Annotated in this window: 18 protein-coding genes; 11 read left to right on the forward strand and 7 right to left on the reverse strand. The window is 67.2% G+C overall.

Annotated features, from left to right (window positions below; translation table 11 throughout):
- The first annotated feature begins 98 nt into the window (after positions 1-98).
- From CFB39_RS03450 to CFB39_RS03470, 4 genes are all read left to right on the forward strand, one after another.
- Positions 99-659: a cytochrome b gene (locus CFB39_RS03450; RefSeq protein WP_089472170.1), complete on the forward strand. Its 561-nt coding sequence runs from the start codon at positions 99-101 to the stop codon at positions 657-659.
- Between the two features lie 8 nt (positions 660-667).
- Complete coding sequence (locus CFB39_RS03455) at positions 668-1,228, forward strand: YceI family protein (protein WP_089425844.1); 561 nt, start codon at positions 668-670, stop codon at positions 1,226-1,228.
- 65 nt (positions 1,229-1,293) lie between these two features.
- Positions 1,294-1,875: a YceI family protein gene (locus CFB39_RS03460; protein ID WP_089439259.1), complete on the forward strand. Its 582-nt coding sequence runs from the start codon at positions 1,294-1,296 to the stop codon at positions 1,873-1,875.
- A 184-nt stretch (positions 1,876-2,059) separates the two neighbouring features.
- The gene (locus tag CFB39_RS03470; protein WP_089455604.1) at positions 2,060-3,337 is read left to right on the forward strand and encodes an MFS transporter; all 1,278 of its coding nucleotides are present in this window, start codon (positions 2,060-2,062) and stop codon (positions 3,335-3,337) included.
- Positions 3,338-3,355: 18 nt separating this feature from the next.
- Here the strand turns inward: CFB39_RS03470 and CFB39_RS03475 are convergent, their stop codons facing one another.
- The 6 genes from CFB39_RS03475 to queA all read right to left on the reverse strand — a co-directional run bounded on the left by CFB39_RS03475 (position 3,356) and on the right by queA (position 11,213).
- Complete coding sequence (locus tag CFB39_RS03475) at positions 3,356-4,909, reverse strand: S41 family peptidase (RefSeq protein WP_179257640.1); 1,554 nt, start codon at positions 4,907-4,909, stop codon at positions 3,356-3,358.
- Between the two features lie 204 nt (positions 4,910-5,113).
- A complete protein-coding gene (gene secF, locus CFB39_RS03480; RefSeq protein ID WP_089424532.1) occupies positions 5,114-6,064 on the reverse strand; it encodes a protein translocase subunit SecF in 951 nt (316 codons plus the stop codon).
- A 16-nt stretch (positions 6,065-6,080) separates the two neighbouring features.
- Complete coding sequence (secD, locus tag CFB39_RS03485) at positions 6,081-8,102, reverse strand: protein translocase subunit SecD (RefSeq protein ID WP_089424533.1); 2,022 nt, start codon at positions 8,100-8,102, stop codon at positions 6,081-6,083.
- Positions 8,103-8,208: 106 nt separating this feature from the next.
- On the reverse strand, positions 8,209-8,532 hold the full coding sequence (gene yajC, locus CFB39_RS03490; protein WP_006476868.1) for a preprotein translocase subunit YajC: 324 nt from the start codon (positions 8,530-8,532) through the stop codon (positions 8,209-8,211).
- Positions 8,533-8,788: 256 nt separating this feature from the next.
- The gene (tgt, locus tag CFB39_RS03495; protein WP_089472172.1) at positions 8,789-9,988 is read right to left on the reverse strand and encodes a tRNA guanosine(34) transglycosylase Tgt; all 1,200 of its coding nucleotides are present in this window, start codon (positions 9,986-9,988) and stop codon (positions 8,789-8,791) included.
- A gap of 157 nt (positions 9,989-10,145) precedes the next feature.
- Positions 10,146-11,213 (reverse strand): tRNA preQ1(34) S-adenosylmethionine ribosyltransferase-isomerase QueA, encoded by a 1,068-nt coding sequence (queA, locus tag CFB39_RS03500; protein ID WP_089472173.1) that lies wholly within the window; start codon positions 11,211-11,213, stop codon positions 10,146-10,148.
- Between the two features lie 167 nt (positions 11,214-11,380).
- Between queA and recG the strand changes: the two genes are divergently transcribed.
- From recG to ubiA, 7 genes are all read left to right on the forward strand, one after another.
- Positions 11,381-13,711, forward strand: a complete 2,331-nt coding sequence (gene recG / locus CFB39_RS03505) for an ATP-dependent DNA helicase RecG (protein ID WP_089472174.1) — start codon at positions 11,381-11,383, stop codon at positions 13,709-13,711.
- 125 nt (positions 13,712-13,836) lie between these two features.
- Positions 13,837-14,796, forward strand: coding sequence for a hydrogen peroxide-inducible genes activator (locus CFB39_RS03510; RefSeq protein WP_043189592.1), 960 nt, complete (start codon positions 13,837-13,839; stop codon positions 14,794-14,796).
- A gap of 393 nt (positions 14,797-15,189) precedes the next feature.
- Complete coding sequence (locus CFB39_RS40695; protein ID WP_256991351.1) at positions 15,190-15,318, forward strand: hypothetical protein; 129 nt, start codon at positions 15,190-15,192, stop codon at positions 15,316-15,318.
- 101 nt (positions 15,319-15,419) lie between these two features.
- On the forward strand, positions 15,420-17,606 hold the full coding sequence (gene katG, locus CFB39_RS03515) for a catalase/peroxidase HPI (protein WP_089472175.1): 2,187 nt from the start codon (positions 15,420-15,422) through the stop codon (positions 17,604-17,606).
- Positions 17,607-17,708: 102 nt separating this feature from the next.
- Positions 17,709-17,849, forward strand: coding sequence for a hypothetical protein (locus CFB39_RS40100; protein WP_179257641.1), 141 nt, complete (start codon positions 17,709-17,711; stop codon positions 17,847-17,849).
- A 105-nt stretch (positions 17,850-17,954) separates the two neighbouring features.
- Positions 17,955-18,443, forward strand: coding sequence for a non-specific DNA-binding protein DpsA (gene dpsA, locus CFB39_RS03520; protein ID WP_089472176.1), 489 nt, complete (start codon positions 17,955-17,957; stop codon positions 18,441-18,443).
- Positions 18,444-18,699: 256 nt separating this feature from the next.
- A complete protein-coding gene (gene ubiA / locus CFB39_RS03525) occupies positions 18,700-19,563 on the forward strand; it encodes a 4-hydroxybenzoate octaprenyltransferase (RefSeq protein WP_089424539.1) in 864 nt (287 codons plus the stop codon).
- Between the two features lie 155 nt (positions 19,564-19,718).
- On the opposite strand, the gene proC is transcribed toward ubiA, so the two are convergent.
- Positions 19,719-20,531, reverse strand: a complete 813-nt coding sequence (gene proC, locus CFB39_RS03530; protein WP_089430622.1) for a pyrroline-5-carboxylate reductase — start codon at positions 20,529-20,531, stop codon at positions 19,719-19,721.
- Positions 20,532-20,554 lie beyond the last annotated feature (23 nt).

The following is a 20,554-nucleotide window of genomic DNA, read 5'->3' on the forward strand; positions in this document are numbered from 1 at the left end:
AGAGTCCGCGCGCGTCAAAAGGTTGCGGTAGCATGGCGCCCTTGACAAGCGTCGGACGAATTTCCGGCGCGGCCGTTCGCTGAACTGAGGAATCCAAGATGGCATCGAAATCGCTGCCGGCCACGCCGGTACGCTATACGCAGACGGCGATCGCGCTGCACTGGCTGATCGCGCTGCTGATCGTCTGCGCGTTCGCGCTGGGCTGGGTGATGACCGACATCCCCGGCTTCACGCCGACCAAGCTGAAGTACTTCTCGTGGCACAAGTGGATCGGCGTGACGGTATTCGCGCTGGCCGTCGCGCGCGTGCTGTGGCGTGCGACCCATGTGCCGCCGGCGCTGCCGGGCGGCACGCCCGCGTGGCAGCGTGCGGCGTCGCACGGCGTGCACATCCTGCTGTACCTGCTGATGATCGTGATTCCGGTGACGGGCTACCTGTACAGCTCGGCGTCGAACATCCCGGTCGTCTATCTCGGCATCGTGCCGCTGCCGCGGCTGATCGACCCCGATCCGGTGCTGAAGGAAACCTTCAAGACGCTTCACGTGTCATTGAATTACATTCTGCTTGCGCTCGTTTCGCTGCACGTGGTCGCGGCGCTCAAGCACCAGTTGTTGGACCGCGACGGCCTGCTGTCGCGGATGCTTCCCTTTGCCAAATGAAGGATCCCATGAAAGTGTCTTTCTCCCGCTCCATGCTGACCGCGTTCGCCGCGGCGTCACTTGTCGCGTCGGGCGCGGCGCTCGCCGATGTCGATCTCGCGAAGAGCAAGGTGTCCGCCGTGTCGAAGCAGATGAACGTGCCGACCGAAGGCGCGTTCAAGAAGTTTTCCGCGCAGGTGAAGTTCGACCCGGCGAAAGCCGCGCAGGGCAGCGCCCAGATGACGATCGACGTCGCGAGCTATGACCTCGGCGACAAGATGTACAACGACCAGGTCGCCGGCAAGGACTGGTTCGACGCGAAGGCGTATCCGCAGGCCACGTTCGTGTCGTCGGCGATCGCGCCGGCGGGCGGCAACAAGTACAACGTGACCGGCAAGCTGACGATCAAGGGCAAGTCCGAGAACGTCACGGTGCCCGTCACGGTCACGCAGAGCGGCGCGACGCAGACCTTCGACGGCGTGCTGCCGATCAAGCGCTCGGCGTTCAACGTCGGCACCGGCGAGTGGAAGGACACGTCGGTCGTCGCGGACGAAGTGCAGATCAAGTTCCATCTCGTCGCCACCAAGTAAGCGGCGGGCTGTCGCCTCACCCGAATGCCGCGCGAGGGCGCGGCGCCGTTCCAAGGAGAAAAGGTTTGAAAAAGCAACTGATCATCGCCGCAGGCGCGCTGGCAGCGTCGCTGTCGTTCTCGGCATTCGCCGAAAGCGTCACGTACCAGTTCGACCCGAGCCACACGTACCCGAGCTTCGAGGCTGACCACATGGGCGGCCTGTCGGTCTGGCGCGGCAAGTTCGACAAGTCGAGCGGCACCGTGACGCTCGACCGCGCGGCGAAGACCGGTACGGTCGACGTGACGACCGACATCGCGTCGATCCACACCGGCAGCACGAAGCTCGACGAGCATCTGCAGACGGCCGAGTTCTTCGACGTCGCCAAGTTCCCGCAGGCGAACTACAAGGGCGCGATCAAGTTCGACGGCGACAAGCCGGTATCGGTGGTCGGCAACCTGACGCTGCATGGCGTCACGAAGCCGGTCACGCTGAAGATCGACTCGTTCAAGTGCATGCCGCACCCGATGCTCAAGCGTGAAGTGTGCGGCGTCGACGCCGTCGGCGAATTCGACCGCAGCGATTTCGGCCTCGACTACGGCAAGCAGTACGGCTTCAAGATGAAGACGAAGCTGCTGATCACGGCCGAAGCGCTCAAGCAGCAGTAAGCCCGCCGGCCGGGCCGGCCTTCGCGCCGGCCCGTCGCGAGCCCGCCGCCGCGTTCCCGTCAGGGGCGCGGCGGTTTTTATTTGCGCGCCTATAATCGCCCGAGCGCCGTGCGCGGCGCCGGGCAGGCCGACGGCGCGCGAGCGGCCGCCTCGCACAGAACGTACAACGACAAGGAGATCGCCGATGCATGCCGTCACGCAGTCCCGTTCCATTGCCTCGTCGCCGCGCGTGTGGCGCGCGGTGGTTGCCGCGTCGATCGGCAATGCGCTCGAGTGGTTCGATCTCGTCGTCTACGGCTTCTTCGCGGTGACGATCTCGAAGCTGTTCTTCCCGGCCGGCAACGACACCGTGTCGCTGCTGCTCACGCTCGGCACGTTCGGCGTGTCGTTCTTCATGCGCCCGCTCGGCGCGATCGTGCTCGGCGCGTATGCCGACCGCGCGGGGCGCAAGGCCGCACTCACGCTGTCGATCCTGCTGATGATGGGCGGCACGCTGATCATCGCGGTGCTGCCGACCTACGAGACGATCGGCGTCGCGGCGCCGGTGATCCTCGTCGCCGCGCGGCTGATGCAGGGTTTCTCCGCCGGCGGCGAGTTCGGCAGCGCGACCGCGTTCCTCGCCGAGCACGTGCCGGGCCGGCGCGGCTTCTTCGCGAGCTGGCAGGTCGCGAGCCAGGGGCTCACGACGCTGCTCGCCGCCGGCTTCGGCACCGTGCTGAACGCGCAGCTCACGGCCGCGCAGATGGCGTCGTGGGGCTGGCGCGTGCCGTTCTTCTTCGGCCTGCTGCTCGGGCCGGTTGCGTACTACATCCGCACGAAGGTCGACGAGACGCCCGAATTCCTCGCGGCGGAAGGCACCGCGAACCCGCTGCGCGACACGTTCGCGTCGCACAAGGCGCGCCTCGTCGCCGCAATGGGCGTGGTCGTGCTCGGCACCGTCGCGACTTATCTCGTGCTGTTCATGCCGACCTACGGCGTGAAGCAGCTCGGCCTCGCGCCGTCGGCTGCGTTCGCGGCGATCCTGGTGGTCGGCGTGATCCAGATGGCGTTCGCGCCGCTCGTCGGCCACTGGTCGGACACCTACGGCCGCGTGCGCGTGATGATCGCGCCGGCCGTCGGCATCCTCGTGCTGATCTACCCGGCGTTCGCGTACCTGGTTGCCCATCCGGGCTTCGGTACGCTGATCGCGCTGCAGGTGCTGCTCGCGTTCCTGATGACGGGCTACTTCGCGGCGCTGCCGGGTTTGCTGTCGGAAGTGTTTCCGGTGCAGACGCGCACGACCGGGATGTCGCTCGCTTATAACGTCGCGGTGACGATCTTCGGCGGCTTCGGGCCGTTCATCATCGCGTGGCTGATCAAGGCGACCGGAATGAAGACCGCGCCGAGCTTCTACCTGATGTTCGCGGCCGTGCTGAGCCTCGTGGCGCTGGTCGTGCTGCGCAAGCGGTTCGGGTTCCGGTAACGGGACGGGCGGCGCGTATCAGTCGCCGGCGCGCTCGCACACGGGTTGCGCGGGCATCAGCAGCGGCCTGGCTTCGACGGTCCGCACCGGGCGCCCGGCGAGCGCCGCAAGCGCCTGACCGAGCTGCCAGTCGGTGGCCGTGCCGAATTCGCGCTGCGGCAGCGCCGCGCTCTTCGCGGTATCGATCTTCGCGAGCGCCCGCCGCTCGCGCAGCGTCTGCCGTTCCTTGCGCACCTTCGCGAACGGATCGGGCGCCAGCCGGTCCGCATACGGCGCGCGGGCGAGATCGGCTTCCCGGTACCACAGCAGCACGCCGTCGACGTCCGAGTCGCGGCGCGGCGGCACGAGCCAGTCCGGCACGACGCCGTAGCCGTCCATCGGGCAGCCGTTCGGCCGCAGGTTGCGCGCGTACGTGAAATTCAGGCGCGTGCCGTCGATCAGGTCGACGCCCGTCTGCGCAAGCCCTTTCCCGTAGGTCGGCATGCCGAGCAGCTTCGCGCGGCCGAGATCCTTCAGCGCCGCCGCGGTCGCTTCGGCGGCCGACGCGCTCTGTCCGTCGACGAGCACGACGAGCGGCACGATGCGCCACCAGTCGTCCGCCTGCAGCGGCGCGAGCGGATCCTGGCCGTGCATGACCGGCAATGCGTAGTCGGGCCAGTTGGTCGTGTAGCGGCGGCGGTTGGCGTCGCCGCGCTCGACCGTCACCATCGCGGTGCGGTCGCGGCCCGCGAACAGCGCGGTGATGCCGATCGCCGCATTGAGCGCGCCGCCGCCGTTGATGCGCAGGTCGAGGATCACGCCTTTCACCGGCGGCCCCGTGCGGCGCGCGGCCTGCACCGCGTCGATGTAGTCGCCGACCGCAGGTTCGGGGAAGCTCGACAGCCGCGTGTACAGGATGTCGCCGTCGAGCCGCTTCGCGGTGGCCGGATGGGGCTTGAGGATCGTCCGCACGGGCGCGACGCTCAGCACCGCGTGCGACGGGCCGCGCTGGACCGTGAGCTTCAGCGGCACGCCCGCGTCGCCCTTGGCGAGTCTGGTCAGGTCGGCGGCGTCGATGCCGACGACGCTCGTATCGTTCATAGCGACGACGAGATCGTCGGGGCGCACGCCGGCCTTTTCCGCGGGCGCGTCGGGAATCACGTCGACGATGTGCAGCCCGTCGGGCCGCGTCTCGAACACGATGCCGATGCCGGGCGTGCCGTCGCGCGCGCGACGTTCGTCGTCGCGCCGCTCCTGCTCCTCCTTCGCGTCGAAGAAACGCGCGTACGGCAGCGTCTTGATCCCCGCGTGGGTCGTTGCGTCGAGCAGTGCGCCGATGTCGATGTCGGTCAGGTGCTGCCGCTTCAGGACTTCGACCGCCGCCTTGAGCTCGCAGATCTGCGGCTCCCAGTCGGGCGGGCAGGGCGAGGGCGGTTGGGCTGCGGGCGAAGCGGCTGCGGGCGCCGAAGCGGCGGAAGCGGGCGGGGCGGACGCCGGCTGTTGCGCACCGACGGATGACGCGCACGGCAGGAGCGCGGCCGTGACGGCGGCGCAAGCGGCAAGGCGAAGCACGACACGCGTGGGAGGCATCATCGGGACCGCACGTTTGAACGGAGGGCGAAGGCGCTGTCCCGCTGACGCACGGCCGGCGGGCGGCGTGGCGGGACGGTCACGATTGTAGCCGACGTGCATGACGGGGCAGGGCGAGCGGGCGGCGCGATGCGCGGCGGTGGCGCGGGCATGAAAAAGCCGGCCCAACCGGGCCGGCTTTTCGTCGGTGCCGAAGCAGCGTGGCGCTTAAACCTGCGCGCCTGCGTTCGGATCGTCCGGATCGTGCGCGGACTTCTTTTCCTTGATCAGGTCTTCGCGCTTGATGCCGAGCCACATCGCGAGCGAGCCCGCGACGAACACCGACGAGTAGATGCCGAACATGATGCCGACCGTCAGCGCGAGTGCGAAGTAGTGCAGCGTCGGGCCGCCGAAGAAGAACATCGACAGCACCATCATTTCGGTCGACGTGTGCGTGATGATCGTACGCGACATCGTGGTCGTGATCGCGTGGTTGATCACTTCCTGCACGCTCATCTTGCGTTCGCGGCGGAACGTTTCGCGGATCCGGTCGAAGATGACGACCGACTCGTTGACCGAGTAGCCGAGCACCGCGAGGATCGCCGCGAGCACCGCCAGCGAGAACTCCCACTGGAAGAACGCGAAGAAGCCGAGAATGATCACGATGTCGTGCAGGTTGGCGATGATGCCGGCCACCGCGTACTTCCACTCGAAGCGGAACGACAGGTAGATCACGATGCCGATCACGACGCACGCGAGCGCGAGCAGGCCGTCGGTCGCGAGTTCCCGACCGACCTGCGGGCCGACGAACTCGACGCGCTGCAGCGTGACGTCCGGGTTCTGCGCCTTCAGCGCGCCCATTACCTGGTCGCTCTGCTGCGCGGACGTGAGGCCTTCCTTCAGCTGCAGGCGGATCAGCACGTTGCGCGACGTGCCGAAGTTCTGCACCTGCGCGTCGGCGTAGCCGAGCTTGCCGAGCGTCGCGCGCACCGGTTCGAGTTCAGCGGCCTGCTGGTACTGCACCTCGATCACCGTCCCGCCGGTGAATTCGACGGACAGGTGCAGCCCGCGGTGGAACAGGAAGAACACGGCGGCGAGGAACGTGACCAGCGAGATCACGTTGAACACCAGCGCGTGCCGCATGAACGGAATGTCTTTACGGATGCGGAAAAATTCCATGGTCTTCTCCGGGGCCTTATTGGGTCGAGCCCGGTTTCTTCGGCGACACGCCCTGCTGCGCGCGGTTGCGCAGCTGCGGCTTGCCGGCGCGCGGCGCGTTGCCCTTCGCGGGGGCGGCGAGCTTCGCGGCGCGTGCGGTGTCGGTCGATTCGTCGGCGTCGGTGAACGACGCGGCGGCAGCGGCGCCTTCCGGCTTCCACACCTGGCCGATCGCGAGCGACTTCAGCTTCTTGCGGCCGCCGTACCAGAGGTTGACGATCCCGCGCGAGAAGAACACCGCGGAGAACATCGACGTCAGGATACCGAGGCAGTGCACGATCGCGAACGCGCGAACCGGGCCCGAGCCGAACGCGAGCAGCGCGAGGCCAGCGATCAGCGTCGTGACGTTCGAGTCGAGAATCGTCGCCCACGCATGCGCGTAGCCGGCCTGGATCGCGGTCTGCGGCGGCTGGCCGGCGCGCAGTTCTTCACGCACGCGCTCGTTGATCAGCACGTTCGCGTCGATCGCCATACCGAGCGCGAGCGCGATAGCGGCGATGCCGGGCAGCGTCAGCGTCGCCTGCATCAGCGACAGCACGGCGACGAGCAGCAGCAGGTTCACCGACAGGCCGATCACCGAGATCACGCCGAACAGCATGTAGTACGCGATCATGAACACGGCGATCGCGCAGAAGCCCCAGATCACCGAGTGGATGCCCATCTTGATGTTGTCGGCGCCAAGGCTCGGGCCGATCGTGCGTTCCTCGATGATGTCCATCGGCGCTGCGAGCGAACCGGCGCGCAGCAGCAGCGCGAGGTCGGCTGCGGCCTGCGGCGTCGGCTGGCCCGTGATCTGGAAGCGGTCGCCGAGTTCCGACTGGATCGTCGCGACCGTCAGCACTTCGCCCTTGCCCTTCTCGAACAGCACCATCGCCATCGGCTTGCCGATGTTCTCGCGCGAGACCGCGCGCACCGAGCGGCCACCCGCCGAATCGAGGCGGATGTTGACCGACGGACGCTGGTGATCGTCGAAGCCGGCCGATGCATCGATGATGCGGTCGCCCGTGAAGATCACGTCCTTCTTCAGCAGCACCGGCGCCTGGTTGCCCTGCGTGAACAGCTCTTCACCCGGCGGCACCGGGTCGTTCGGGTTCGGGTGCGTGTTGATCGGGTCGGCGAGGCGCGCCTCGAGCGTCGCGGTGCGGCCGATGATGTCCTTCGCCTTCGCGGTGTCCTGCACGCCCGGCAGCTCGACGACGATGCGGTCGCTACCTTGCTGCTGCAGGATCGGCTCGGACACGCCCAGTTCGTTCACGCGGTTGTGGAGCGTCGTCAGGTTCTGCTTGAGCGCGGCGTCCTCGACGGACTTCTGCACGGCCGGCGTGAACGTGCCGACGACCTGCGTGCCGCCGCCGCCGGGCTGGGTCGCCCATTGCAGTTCGGTGATCGACAGCGCGAGCAGCTTGCGGGCGTCTTCCGCCGTCTGCGCATCGCTGAAGTTGACGACCACGGACTGGTCGACGCGGCTCACGCCGCCGTCGCGGATGTTCTTGTCGCGCAGCAGCGTGCGCGCGTCGGACGCGTCGGAATCGAGCTTCTTCGTGAGCGCGCCCGTCATGTCGACCTGGAGCAGGAAGTGGACGCCGCCACGCAGGTCGAGGCCGAGATACATCGGCAGCGCGTGCAGGGAGGTCAGCCAGCGCGGCGACGCGCTCTGCAGGTTCAGGGCGACGACGTACTGCGGATCGTTCGGGTCGGTGTTCAGCGACTTCTGCAGCAGGTCCTTGACGCGCAGCTGCGTATCGGTGTCCTTCAGGCGCACGCGGATGTTCGCGTTGGTCGCCGTGTTCTCGAAGGTGACGTCGTCCGGCGTGATCTGCGCGGAGGCGAGCGCCGATTCGACCTGGGTCAGCGTGGTCGAGTCGAGCTTGACCGTGGCCTTGCCGCTCGACACCTGCACCGCCGGCGATTCGCCGAAGAAGTTGGGCAATGTGTACAGAAGGCCGATGGCGAGCGCCACGACCATCACGACATATTTCCAGAGTGGATAACGATTCATGAGGGAGCCGAACGGGTGGTTGGCGTGAAAGCGTCGCGTCCGGCGCCGCGGCGGCCCGCTCTCTCAGGCGGGCACGGCGCGGGGAGCCGGACGCTCGGTGAAGGGCTTACAGCGACTTGATCGTGCCCTTCGGCAGAATGGTCGTGACCGCGGCCTTCTGCACGGTGATTTCGGTGCCTTCGGCGATTTCGACGCCGATGTAGCCTTCGGTGACCTTCGTCACCTTGCCCACGAGGCCGCCGCTCGTGACGACTTCGTCGCCCTTGGCCATGGCCGCGAGCATGTTGCGGTGCTCCTTCTGACGCTTCATCTGCGGACGGATCATGATGAAGTAGAGCACGGCAAACATCAGGATGAGCGGCAGGAAGCTCATCAGGCTCGATTCGGCGCCACCGGCACCTTGGGCGAACGCGTTGGAAATGAACGGCACGTTGGTCTCTCCGTAGGGGAAGATCGAAAAATAAGCCGGTTATTCTACCACCGGCCCCATGCGCAAACGGATCGGCAAATGCGCTTTCGGATCAAGCTGTTAAAGCGTGAACCGGTACCGTTGCGACTTGTATGGAAAGGCAATTGTAATGTTTGTCGGTTCCGAGCGGCAGTTGGGACGCGCTTGTTTAGGACGAGTCCCAACAGATTTTCGATCCGTTTAGTGCTTGTCTTATCAAGGGCGGCGCGACCGTCCGTCAGTCGACCCCTCTGGCGCGATCTTCCGCGAAGCGCTGGCGGAACGCGTCGAACGTGTGGGTCTCGATCGCTTCGCGGATCTCGCTCATCAGCTGCAGGTAGTAGTGCAGGTTGTGGATCGTGTTGAGCTGGGCGCCGAGGATCTCGCCTACGCGGTGCAGGTGATGCAGGTAGCCGCGCGAGAAGTTCTGGCACGTGTAGCACGCGCAGCTCGCGTCGAGCGGCTTCAGCGAGTTCTTGTGCGTCGCGTTGCGGATCTTCACGTCGCCGAAGCGGGTGAACAGCCAGCCGTTGCGCGCGTTGCGGGTCGGCATCACGCAGTCGAACATGTCGACGCCGTTGGCGACGCCCTCGACCAGGTCCTCCGGCGTGCCCACGCCCATCAGGTAGTGCGGCTTGTTGGGCGGCAGCTTCGGGCCGACGTGGCGCAGCACGCGCATCATGTCTTCCTTCGGCTCGCCGACCGACAGCCCGCCGATCGCGAGGCCGTGGAAGCCGAGTTCCGCGAGGCCCGCGAGCGATTCGTCGCGCAGGTCCTCGAACATCCCGCCCTGGACGATCCCGAACAGCGCGTTCGGGTTGCCGAGCCGGTTGAACTCGTCGAGCGAGCGCTTCGCCCAGCGCAGCGACATGCGCATCGAGTCGGCCGCTTCCTTGTGTGTGGTCGGCACGCCGTTGGTCGCATACGGCGTGCACTCGTCGAACTGCATCACGACGTCGGAGTTCAGCACCTTCTGGATCTGCATCGACACTTCCGGCGACAGGAACAGCTTGTCGCCGTTGATCGGCGACGCGAACGTCACGCCGTCCTCGGTGATCTTGCGCAGGTCGCCGAGCGAGAACACCTGGAAGCCGCCCGAGTCGGTCAGGATCGGCTTGTTCCAGCCCATGAAGGCGTGCAGGCCACCGTGCGCGTCGATCGTGTCGAGGCCCGGGCGCAGCCACAGGTGGAACGTGTTGCCGAGGATGATCTGGGCCTTGATCTCGTGCAGCTCGCGCGGCTGGATCGCCTTCACGGTGCCGTACGTGCCGACCGGCATGAAGATCGGCGTCTCGACCACGCCGTGGTTGAGCTTCACGCGGCCGCGGCGCGCATGGCCGTCGGTCGTCAGCAGTTCGAATTCGAGCCCGTTCGCCGGGCGGTCCTGCACGGGGGCGTGCGTATCAGCGTGCGTATCGTGGGATGAACCTTCGGTCATCGCGTCATTCTCCTCGCCACCGGAAAACAGTCCGGCGCATGTTGGAAACGCCGCCGGGAATCCGGCGGCGGGGAAAGCGGGTGCGTGCGAGCATCGCACGCACAACGTGAAAGCGGAACCTGGCCGTTCGGTACGGCGGCCGGCCTCCGTGCCGCGCTTACGCGCCCGGCGCCTCCGGCGTGTCGCGCCGCGTGAGCAGCATCGCATCGCCGTAGCTGAAGAAGCGGTAGCGCTCGTCGATCGCGTGCCGGTACGCGGCGCGGATCGTCTCCACGCCCGCGAACGCGGACACCAGCATCAGCAGCGTCGACTTCGGCAGGTGGAAGTTCGTGACGAGCCGGTCGACCACGCGGAAACGATAGCCGGGCGTGATGAAGATGTCGGTCTCGGCCTGCGTGGCCGCGAGCGGGCGGCCCGCTTCGTCGGCCGCGCGCGCCGCGGCTTCGAGCGCGCGCATCGACGTCGTGCCGACCGCGATCACGTTGCCGCCGCGCGCACGGGTCGCGGCGATCTTGTCGACGAGCGACTGCGGCAGGTCGTACCACTCGCTGTGCATCTTGTGCTCGGCGATGTTGTCGACGCGCACCGGCTGGAACGTGCCGGCGCCGACGTGCAGCGTCAGCGTCGCGCGCTCGACGCCCATCGCGTCGAGCCGGTCGAGCATCGGCTGGTCGAAGTGCAGCCCGGCCGTGGGCGCGGCGACTGCGCCCGGGTTGCTCGCGTAGACGGTCTGGTAGCGCGTCTCGTCGGTCGCGTCCGGATCGTGTTCGATATAGGGCGGCAGCGGCAGGCGGCCGTACTGCTCGATCAGGTCGAGGCACGGCGCGGGGAAGTTCAGCGTGAAGAACGGGTCGACGCGCTCGCCCACCGTCACGTCGAACGCATCGGCGAGCCGCAGCGTCGTGCCGGCGCCCGGCGACTTGCTCGCGCGGATCTGCGCGAGCGCCGTGTGCGTGCCGGTCACGCGCTCGATCAGCACCTCGATCTTGCCGCCGCTGGCCTTCTGGCCGAAGAAACGCGCCTTCAGCACCTTGGTATCGTTGAAGACGAGCAGGTCGCCGGCCGCGATGCACGACGGCAGCGCGGTGAAATGGCGGTCGACCAGGCGTGCGGGCGCGACGGTGCCGTCGACCTCGAGCAGGCGGCTCGCGGTGCGATCGGGCAGCGCGGTTTGTGCAATCAGCTCGGGAGGCAGATTGAAATCGAAATCGGAAAGCGTGAACATGCGGGCTGGTTCGAAGCGGCCGGCGGGCGTCGCCGGCGGGGCGGAAACGCGTAAATCGGGCGCGCGAGCCGCTATGATGGCGGGATGCGCGGCCTGGCCGGCGTCGTTCGTTCGGACGACGTGAAAGCCGCTATTGTACTTGCCTTGCGAAGCACCCAGACGATCCGATGCCTGTGTCACCACGCCGTTCCCCCGCTGCCGTTGCCGATTCCGCCGATCCGTTCGACGCGGAAGATGTCGCGCCGCCCGCGCAACGCGCGGGCGAGCGTGATTCCGCGGAGCGCGCCGCACCGCGCCGCGCCGGCCCGAAGCGCGGCGCCGACGGCAGGCTCGCGCAGCCGGCCGCCGCCGCGCCCGATGCCGATGGCGCGGCTGACAGCGACGCGGCAGGCGCGGCCGGCGCGAAGCGCAAGAAGAAGCCCGCCGCCGATAAACCCGTGAAGACGGTCGACAAGCTCGCGAAGCTCGGCCTCACGCGCTCGATCGATCTGGTGCTGCATCTGCCGATGCGCTACGAGGACGAAACCACGCTCACGCCGATCGGCGAGCTGCTGCCGGGCGGCATCGCGCAGACCGAAGGCGTCGTGTTCGACAACGAGGTCGCATACCGGCCGCGCCGCCAGCTGGTCGTGAAGATCCAGGACGATGACGGCGAGCATCTCGTGCTGCGCTTCCTGAATTTCTACGGCTCGCAGGTCAAGCAGATGGCCGTCGGCCAGCGGCTGCGCGTGCGCGGCGACGTGCGCGGCGGCTTCTTCGGGATGGAGATGGTGCATCCGGCGGTGCGCGTCGTCGAAGCGGATGCGCCGCTGCCGCAGGTGCTCACGCCGGTCTATCCGAGCACGGCCGGTGTGTCGCAGGCCTATCTGCGCAAGGCGATCGAGAACGCGGTCGAGCGCACGCCGCTGCCCGAGCTGCTGCCGCCCGAGATCCAGCGCGACTATCTGAAGCCGCTCGACGTGCCGACGCTCGAGCAGGCGGTGCGCATCCTGCACCACCCGCGCGTCGATTCCGACGAAGCCGCGCTGATGGACGGCTCGCATCCGGCGTGGACGCGCATCAAGTTCGAGGAGCTGCTCGCGCAGCAGTTGTCGCTCAAGCGCGCGCACGAGGAGCGCCGCACGCGTGCGGCGCCCGCGATGCCGCGCCGCGCCGCGAGCGATGCCGATGCATTGACGACCCGGCTCTATGCCGCGCTGCCGTTCACGCTGACGGGCGCGCAGGCGCGCGTCGTCGACGAAATCGCGAACGATCTTACCCTTGCGCACCCGATGCAGCGCCTGCTGCAAGGCGACGTCGGCAGCGGCAAGACGGTCGTCGCGGCGCTGGCCGCCACGCAGGCGATCGACGCGGGCTACCAGGCCGCGCTGATGGCCCCCACCGAAATCCTCGCGGAACAGCACGCGCGCAAGCTGCGCGCGTGGCTCGAGCCGCTGGGCGTCACGGTCGCGTGGCTCGCGGGCAGCCTGAAGGCGAAGGAGAAGCGCGCGGCGATCGAGGCGGCCGCGCTCGGCACTGCCCAGCTCGTGATCGGCACGCACGCGATCATCCAGGACACGGTCGAATTCGCGCGGCTCGGCCTCGTGATCGTCGATGAGCAGCACCGCTTCGGCGTCGAGCAGCGGCTCGCGCTGCGTGCGAAGGCCGCGAACGCGGCCAACGGCGCGCGCGACTTCCAGCCGCACCAGCTGATGATGTCGGCCACGCCGATTCCGCGCACGCTCGCGATGACGTATTACGCCGATCTCGAAGTTTCGACGATCGACGAGCTGCCGCCGGGCCGCACGCCGGTGCTGACGCGCCTCGTCGGCGATGCGCGGCGCGAGGAGGTGATCGCCCGCGTGCGCGAGGCCGCGCTGACCGGGCGCCAGGTGTACTGGGTGTGCCCGCTGATCGAGGAGAGCGAGACGCTGCAGCTGCAGACGGCCGTCGAGACATACGAGACGCTGGCCGCCGCGCTCCCGGAGCTGAAGGTCGGGCTCGTGCACGGCCGGCTGTCGCCCGCCGACAAGGCGGCCGTGATGGAGGCGTTCACGCGCAACGACGTGCAGCTGCTCGTCGCGACGACCGTGATCGAGGTCGGCGTCGACGTGCCGAACGCGTCGCTGATGGTGATCGAGCACGCCGAGCGTTTCGGCCTTGCGCAGCTGCACCAGCTGCGCGGCCGGGTCGGGCGCGGCACCGCGGCGTCGGTGTGCGTGCTGCTGTACACGGGGCCGCTGTCGCTCACGGGACGCGAGCGGCTGAAGACGATGCGCGAGACGACCGACGGCTTCGAGATCGCCCGGCGCGACCTCGAGATCCGCGGCCCCGGCGAATTCCTCGGCGCGCGCCAGTCGGGCGCGGCGATGCTGCGCTTCGCGAACCTCGAGACCGACGGCTGGCTGATCGAGCCGGCCCGCGAAGCCGCGTCGCGGCTGATTGCCGCGTATCCGGAGGTCGTCACGCAGCATCTCGCGCGCTGGCTCGGTGCGCGGGAGCAGTATCTGAAGGCCTGATCCGCGGGTCGGGGCCGGATTTAAAACCGCCGTTTGAAGCATTCCGATGCTGAGAAACTTGGCGAACCGGTGTCACAGGGTGTATAAATTAAACCTATCGCCTGTATATCTCTGATTGACCCACAATGACGCTGACTGAATTGAAATACATCGTCGCGGTCGCGCGCGAACGGCATTTCGGCCGCGCGGCCGAAGCATGCTTCGTGAGCCAGCCGACGCTGTCGGTGGCGATCAAGAAGCTCGAAGACGAGCTCAACGTGCAGATTTTCGAACGCGGCGCGAGCGAAGTGAGCGTCACGCCGATCGGTGACCAGATCGTCACGCAGGCGCAGCGCGTGCTCGAGCAGACCTTCGCGATCAAGGAGATCGCGAAGCAGGGCAAGGATCCGCTGGTCGGCCCGTTCCGCCTCGGTGTGATCTACACGATCGGGCCCTATCTGCTGCCGACGCTCGTCAAGCAGATGATCCAGCGTGTCCCGCAGATGCCGCTGATGCTGCAGGAAAACTACACGCTGAAGCTGCTCGAACTGCTCAAGCAGGGCGAGATCGACGCCGCGATCATGGCGCTGCCGTTCCCGGAAACCGGCCTGATGGTGCGCCCGCTGTACGACGAGCCGTTCGTCGTCGCGCTGCCCGCCGGCCATCCGTGGGAAAAGCGCGAGGAAATCGACGCCGAGGATCTCAAGCAGGAAACCATGCTGCTGCTCGGCAACGGCCACTGCTTCCGCGATCACGTGCTCGGCGTGTGCCCGGAGCTGATGCGCTTCTCGCAGACGGCCGACGGCATCCAGAAGACCTTCGAGGGCTCGTCGCTCGAGACGATCCGCCACATGGTCGCAAGCGGTGTCGGCATCACCGTGCTGCCGCGGATGTCGGTCGCCGAGGTCGGCCCGCGCGCGAACGGCCCCGATGCCGAACTGCTGTCGTACGTGCCGTTCAACGAGCCGGTGCCCGACCGCCGCGTGGTGCTCGTGTGGCGCAAGAGCTTCACGCGGATGCCCGCGATCGACGCGATCAGCGACGCGATTTCCGCGTGCGAGCTGCCGGGTGTCGCGAAGCTCGACATGCCGGCGACGATGAACTGAGCACGCTGCAGCATGCGCGTGTGGCGGCACGATGAACGGGATCTTACGACCCCGTTTATTTTTCTCTATCGAATAGATGAAATTTATCAAATTCAATTAATCGATAGATCTGGATAGAATCTTCTCCATGGATCGGCGTGATGTCGACGACTGATCAGCACGTTGGATGCAAGCGTCAAAGGAGGATGTCATGATGCGGTCGGTATTGCAGCACGCGCAGCGGAACGTCCCGTCGCGCGACGCGGTCGTACATCGCGCCAGGGCGGCGGTTCGCAGCCTGCGTCCGATTGCGTTCGCGTACCTGGCGGACCGTGTGTATGGCGGATGAGTGCCGCCGCACACCGGTCCTGTGTTCCCCCGACTAACTGCCGCCGAGCCATGAGGGAGCATTGCATGTCCGATACCCGAAAAGCCGACCGCCTCGCCAGCACGACGACTGCCGGCAGCCGCTTTCCCGAGCGCCCCGCCTGCGGCGCGTCGCAGCGGGAAAGCCGGTCGCAGGCCGCGCACGACGTCCCGTAGTACGACAGGAGGAACCGCCTGTTCCGTTTCATCCCCCCCGCAATGCTCCACGAACCGCGCCTGGCACGTGGGGGCCTACGAGCAAGACAAGGAGAAAAAGCATGTCGAACGAAACGAAGTGCCCGTTCAACCACACCGCTGGTGGCGGCACGACGAACAAGGACTGGTGGCCGAATCAGCTGAACCTGAACATCCTGCACCGGCATTCGGCGCTGTCCGATCCGATGGACCCGGATTTCGACTACGCCGAAGCGTTCAAGAAGCTGGACCTCGAGGCGGTGAAGCAGGACCTGCACGCACTGATGACGGCGTCGCAGGACTGGTGGCCGGCCGACTTCGGCCACTATGGCGGCCTGTTCGTCCGCATGGCCTGGCACAGCGCCGGCACGTACCGCACGGCCGACGGCCGCGGCGGCGCGGGCGGCGGGCAGCAGCGCTTCGCGCCGCTCAACAGCTGGCCGGACAACGTCAGCCTCGACAAGGCGCGCCGCCTGCTGTGGCCGATCAAGCAGAAGTACGGCCGCAACATCTCGTGGGCCGACCTGCTGATCCTGACCGGCAACGTCGCGCTCGAATCGATGGGCTTCAAGACCTTCGGCTACGCCGGCGGCCGCGTCGATACGTGGGAACCGGACGACGTGTACTGGGGGTCGGAAAAGATCTGGCTGGAACTGAGCGGCGGCCCGAACAGCCGCTACACGGGCAAGCGCGAACTCGAAAGCCCGCTCGCCGCGGTGCAGATGGGCCTCATCTACGTGAACCCGGAAGGTCCGGACGGCAACCCCGACCCGGTCGCCGCCGCGCATGACATCCGCGAGACGTTCGCGCGCATGGCGATGAACGACGAAGAGACGGTCGCGCTGATCGCGGGCGGCCACACGTTCGGCAAGACGCACGGCGCCGGTCCGGCGTCGAACGTCGGCCCCGAGCCGGAAGCCGCGGGCCTCGAGCAGCAGGGTCTCGGCTGGAAGAGCACGTTCGGCACGGGCAAGGGCAAGGATGCCATCACGAGCGGCCTCGAAGTCACGTGGACGTCGACGCCGACGCAGTGGAGCAACGACTTCTTCAAGCACCTGTTCAGCTACGAGTGGGAGCTCACGAAGAGCCCGGCCGGCGCGCACCAGTGGGTCGCGAAGGACGCAGGCGAGGTGATTCCGGATGCATTCGACGCGTCGAAGAAGCATCGCCCGACGATGCTGACGACCGACCTGTCGCTGCGGTTCGATCCGGCCTACGAGAAGATTTCGCGCCGTTTCTACGAGAACCCGGCCGAGTTCGCCGATGCGTTCGCGCGCGCGTGGTTCAAGCTCACGCACCGCGACATGGGCCCGCGTTCCCGCTATCTCGGCCCGGACGTGCCGGCGGAACACCTGCTGTGGCAGGACCCGATCCCGGCGGTCGATCACCCGCTGATCGACGCCGCCGACGTCGCCGAGCTGAAGGCGAAGGTGCTGGCTACGGGCCTGTCGGTGTCGCAGCTCGTGTCGACCGCATGGGCGTCGGCTGCGACGTTCCGCGGGTCGGACAAGCGCGGCGGCGCGAACGGTGCGCGTATCCGCCTGGCGCCGCAGAAGAATTGGGAAGTGAACCGTCCGGCTGAACTCGCGACGGTGCTCGAGACGCTCGAAGGCGTGCAGAAGGCGTTCAACGATGCGCAGACGGGCGGCAAGAAGGTGTCGCTCGCCGACCTGATCGTGCTGGCCGGTGCGGCCGGTGTCGAGCAGGCTGCGAAGAACGCGGGCGTCGCGGTGACGGTGCCGTTCGCACCGGGCCGTGCGGATGCGTCGCAGGAAGAGACCGACATCGAAGCGATGGCCGTGCTCGAGCCGGTCGCGGATGGGTTCCGCAACTACCTGAAGAGCGCATACAAGACGCCGGCCGAGGCGCTGCTGGTCGACAAGGCGCAACTGCTGACGCTGACCGCGCCCGAGATGACGGTGCTCGTCGGTGGCCTGCGCGTGCTGGGTGCGAACGCCGGCGATGCGAAGCTGGGCGTGTTCACCGATCGTCCGGAAGCGCTGACGAACGACTTCTTCGTGAACCTGCTCGACATGGGCACGGAATGGAAGCCGGTGTCGGCCGCGAACGACGTGTTCGAAGGGCGCGATCGGGCGACGGGCCAGGTCAAGTGGACGGGCTCGCGCGTCGACCTGATCTTCGGCTCGCATGCGCAACTGCGTGCGCTGGCCGAGGTGTACGGCAGCGCGGATGCGAAGGAGAAGTTCGCGCACGACTTCGTCGCGGCCTGGAACAAGGTGATGAACCTGGACCGCTTCGACCTCGCGTAAGCGTCGCCGCGCGGTAGTGCGGTGAGGCAGTAACCGGAAACGGCCGGTCGTCCGACCGGCCGTTTCTTCCTGACCCTGAGTATTGTTGAAGGAGTGACGATCATGACGCAAGTGATGTTGAAAACGCGCGCTGTACTGGCGTCGCCGGCAGAGGTCGCGCGATACGTCGTCGGATCCGCCATCGTCATCGGCGGGGCGGCCGAACTGGTGTCGCAGGCGCTGCACGCGATCGCGGCCGCCTGAGCGAGGCGTTTCGCTCGCCACGCGCGTGCGGCAGGTGTGGTATCAATAGGCAGGTAGTCCGATTCACTTTCATTGCTCTGTTTCATTGAATAAGGAGTACGGAACATGGCCAGGAAAACTCAAGCTGCCCAGATCAACATCGGCATCAGCGACAAGGACCGCAAGAAGATCGCGGAAGGCCTGTCGCGTCTGCTTGCCGATACGTTCACGCTGTACCTGAAGACCCACAATTTCCACTGGAACGTCACGGGCCCGATGTTCAACACGCTGCACCTGATGTTCGAGGAGCAGTACAACGAATTGTGGCTCGCGGTCGATTCGGTTGCCGAACGCATTCGCACGCTCGGCGTCGTCGCGCCGGGCACCTTCGGTGATTTCGCGAAACTGTCGTCGGTGCCGGAAGCGAACGGTGTGCCCGCTGCCGGAGATATGATTCGCCAGCTCGTCGAAGGGCACGAGGCCGTCGTGCGTACCGCGCGTGCGATCTTTCCGCTTGCCGATGCGGCGAGCGACGAGCCGACCGCCGACTTGCTGACGCAGCGCCTGCAAATTCATGAAAAAACCGCGTGGATGCTGCGGTCGTTGCTCGCGTAGGCGTGCAACGCGCGGCAGGCTGGCCGACGCCTGCGCATAGTGACTCCGGCCCTGATTGATCCACCGTCGTCGGGCTGCGCGGATCCGTGCGTGCGCCGGCTCTGTCCCTTGATTGATGCGCGTTGCGGCTCGGCCACGTGCAGCGGGTGCGGGCAGCGCGCCGGCGTCCGGCCGCGAGCGCCCGCGGGCCGTGCCGACATGACGCGAAGCACCGCTCGGCTCTAAAATGCCGGGGTTATCTTCCCGGTGCCTCGCCATGCTTGCCCGCTTTCCCCTGTATCTGCGGCTCGTCCGGATGGACAAGCCGATCGGCAGCCTGCTGCTGCTGTGGCCGACGCTCAACGCGCTGTGGATCGCGTCCGACGGCCATCCGCGCTGGCCGCTGCTCGTGATCTTCTCGCTCGGCACGTTGCTGATGCGCTCGGCCGGCTGCGCGATGAACGATTACGCCGACCGCGACTTCGACCGCCATGTAAAGCGCACGGCCGACCGGCCGCTGACGTCGGGCAAGATCCGCGCATGGGAAGCCATCGCGATCGCGGTCGGGCTCGCCTTCATCTCGTTCCTGCTGATCCTGCCGCTCAACACGCTGACGAAGCAGCTGTCCGTCGTCGCGCTGTTCGTCGCGGGCTCGTATCCGTTCATGAAGCGCTTCTTCGCGATTCCGCAGGCCTATCTGGGCATAGCGTTCGGCTTCGGCATCCCGATGGCGTTCGCGGCCGTGCAGGACACGGTGCCGACGATCGCGTGGGTGATGCTGGTCGCGAACATTTTCTGGTCGGTCGCGTACGACACCGAATATGCGATGGTCGATCGCGACGACGACATCAAGATCGGCATCCGCACGTCCGCGCTGACGTTCGGCCGCTTCGACGTCGCGGCCGTGATGCTGTGCTACGCGGTGACGCTCGGCATCTACGTGTGGATCGGCGTGACGCTCGGCTTCGGCCTCGCATACTGGGCCGGCTGGGCGGCGGCGGTCGGCTGCGCGTTGTATCACTACACGCTGATCAAGGACCGCGAGCGGATGCCGTGCTTCGCGGCGTTCCGGCACAACAACTGGCTCGGCGGCGTGCTGTTCGCCGGGATCGCCGTGCATTACCTGCTGGCGGGGAGCTGAATTTCCCGATCGCACCGCAGGCGGTATGCGATGCTAGACGTGGTACCAACAAAAAAGCGGCCTGGGCCGCTTTTTTGTTGTTCGTGCAAATCAGCATGACGGGGCGGGGCGCCCAACGCGTACAGAGAGCACCGGGCCGGCCACCGCAGGCGCGCTCACGCGCGGCCGAGCTCGTCGCCCATTTCCTTCGCACGCGCTTCGGCCGCGAGTGCACCGCGCACGATCGCATCCTTCACGCCTTGCGCGTCGAACGACGCGAGCGCGGCGGCCGTCGTGCCGCCCTTCGACGTCACGCGCTCGCGCAGCACGCTCGCGGGCTCACCGGATTGCGCGGCCAGTTGCGCGGCACCCGTGAACGTCGCGACCGCCAGCGCACGGCCTTGTTCGTCGTTCATGCCGAGCTGGCGCGCGGCTTCCTGCAGCGCTTCGATGAAATAGAACACGTACGCGGGGCCGCTGCCCGAAATGGCCGTGACGGCGTCGAGCTTCGACTCGTCGTCGAACCACACGATTTCACCGACTGCACCCAGCACGTTCGACGCGAGTTCGCGGCCCGCCGCGTCGACGCCGGGCAGTGCGGCGAGGCCCGTCACGCCCATGCCGACGAGTGCGGGCGTGTTCGGCATCGTGCGCACGACGCGCGCGTAGTCGCCGAGCCAGCGTGCGAGATCGCTGCCGCGGATCCCGGCCGCGATGCTGATCACGAGTTGCGTCTTCAGGTGCGGTGCGAGCGCCTGCGCGACGTCCTTCAGCACCTGCGGCTTCACCGCGAGCACGACCGCGTCGTAGTCGGCGAGCGTCGCGTCGATGGCCGCGCCGGTGCGCACGCCGAACTGCTGGGCCGCGCGCGCGCGCACCTCTTCGTTGACGTCGATGGCATACAGGCCGTCAGCGGCGACGCCGCGCTTGATCAGGCCGCCGATCAGGGCCGCGGCCATGTTGCCGCCGCCGATGAATGCGATTTTCATGATGTCGGATTGAGCGAGTGAGT

Source organism: Burkholderia sp. AU6039 (assembly GCF_002223365.1).
Classification (GTDB): domain Bacteria; phylum Pseudomonadota; class Gammaproteobacteria; order Burkholderiales; family Burkholderiaceae; genus Burkholderia.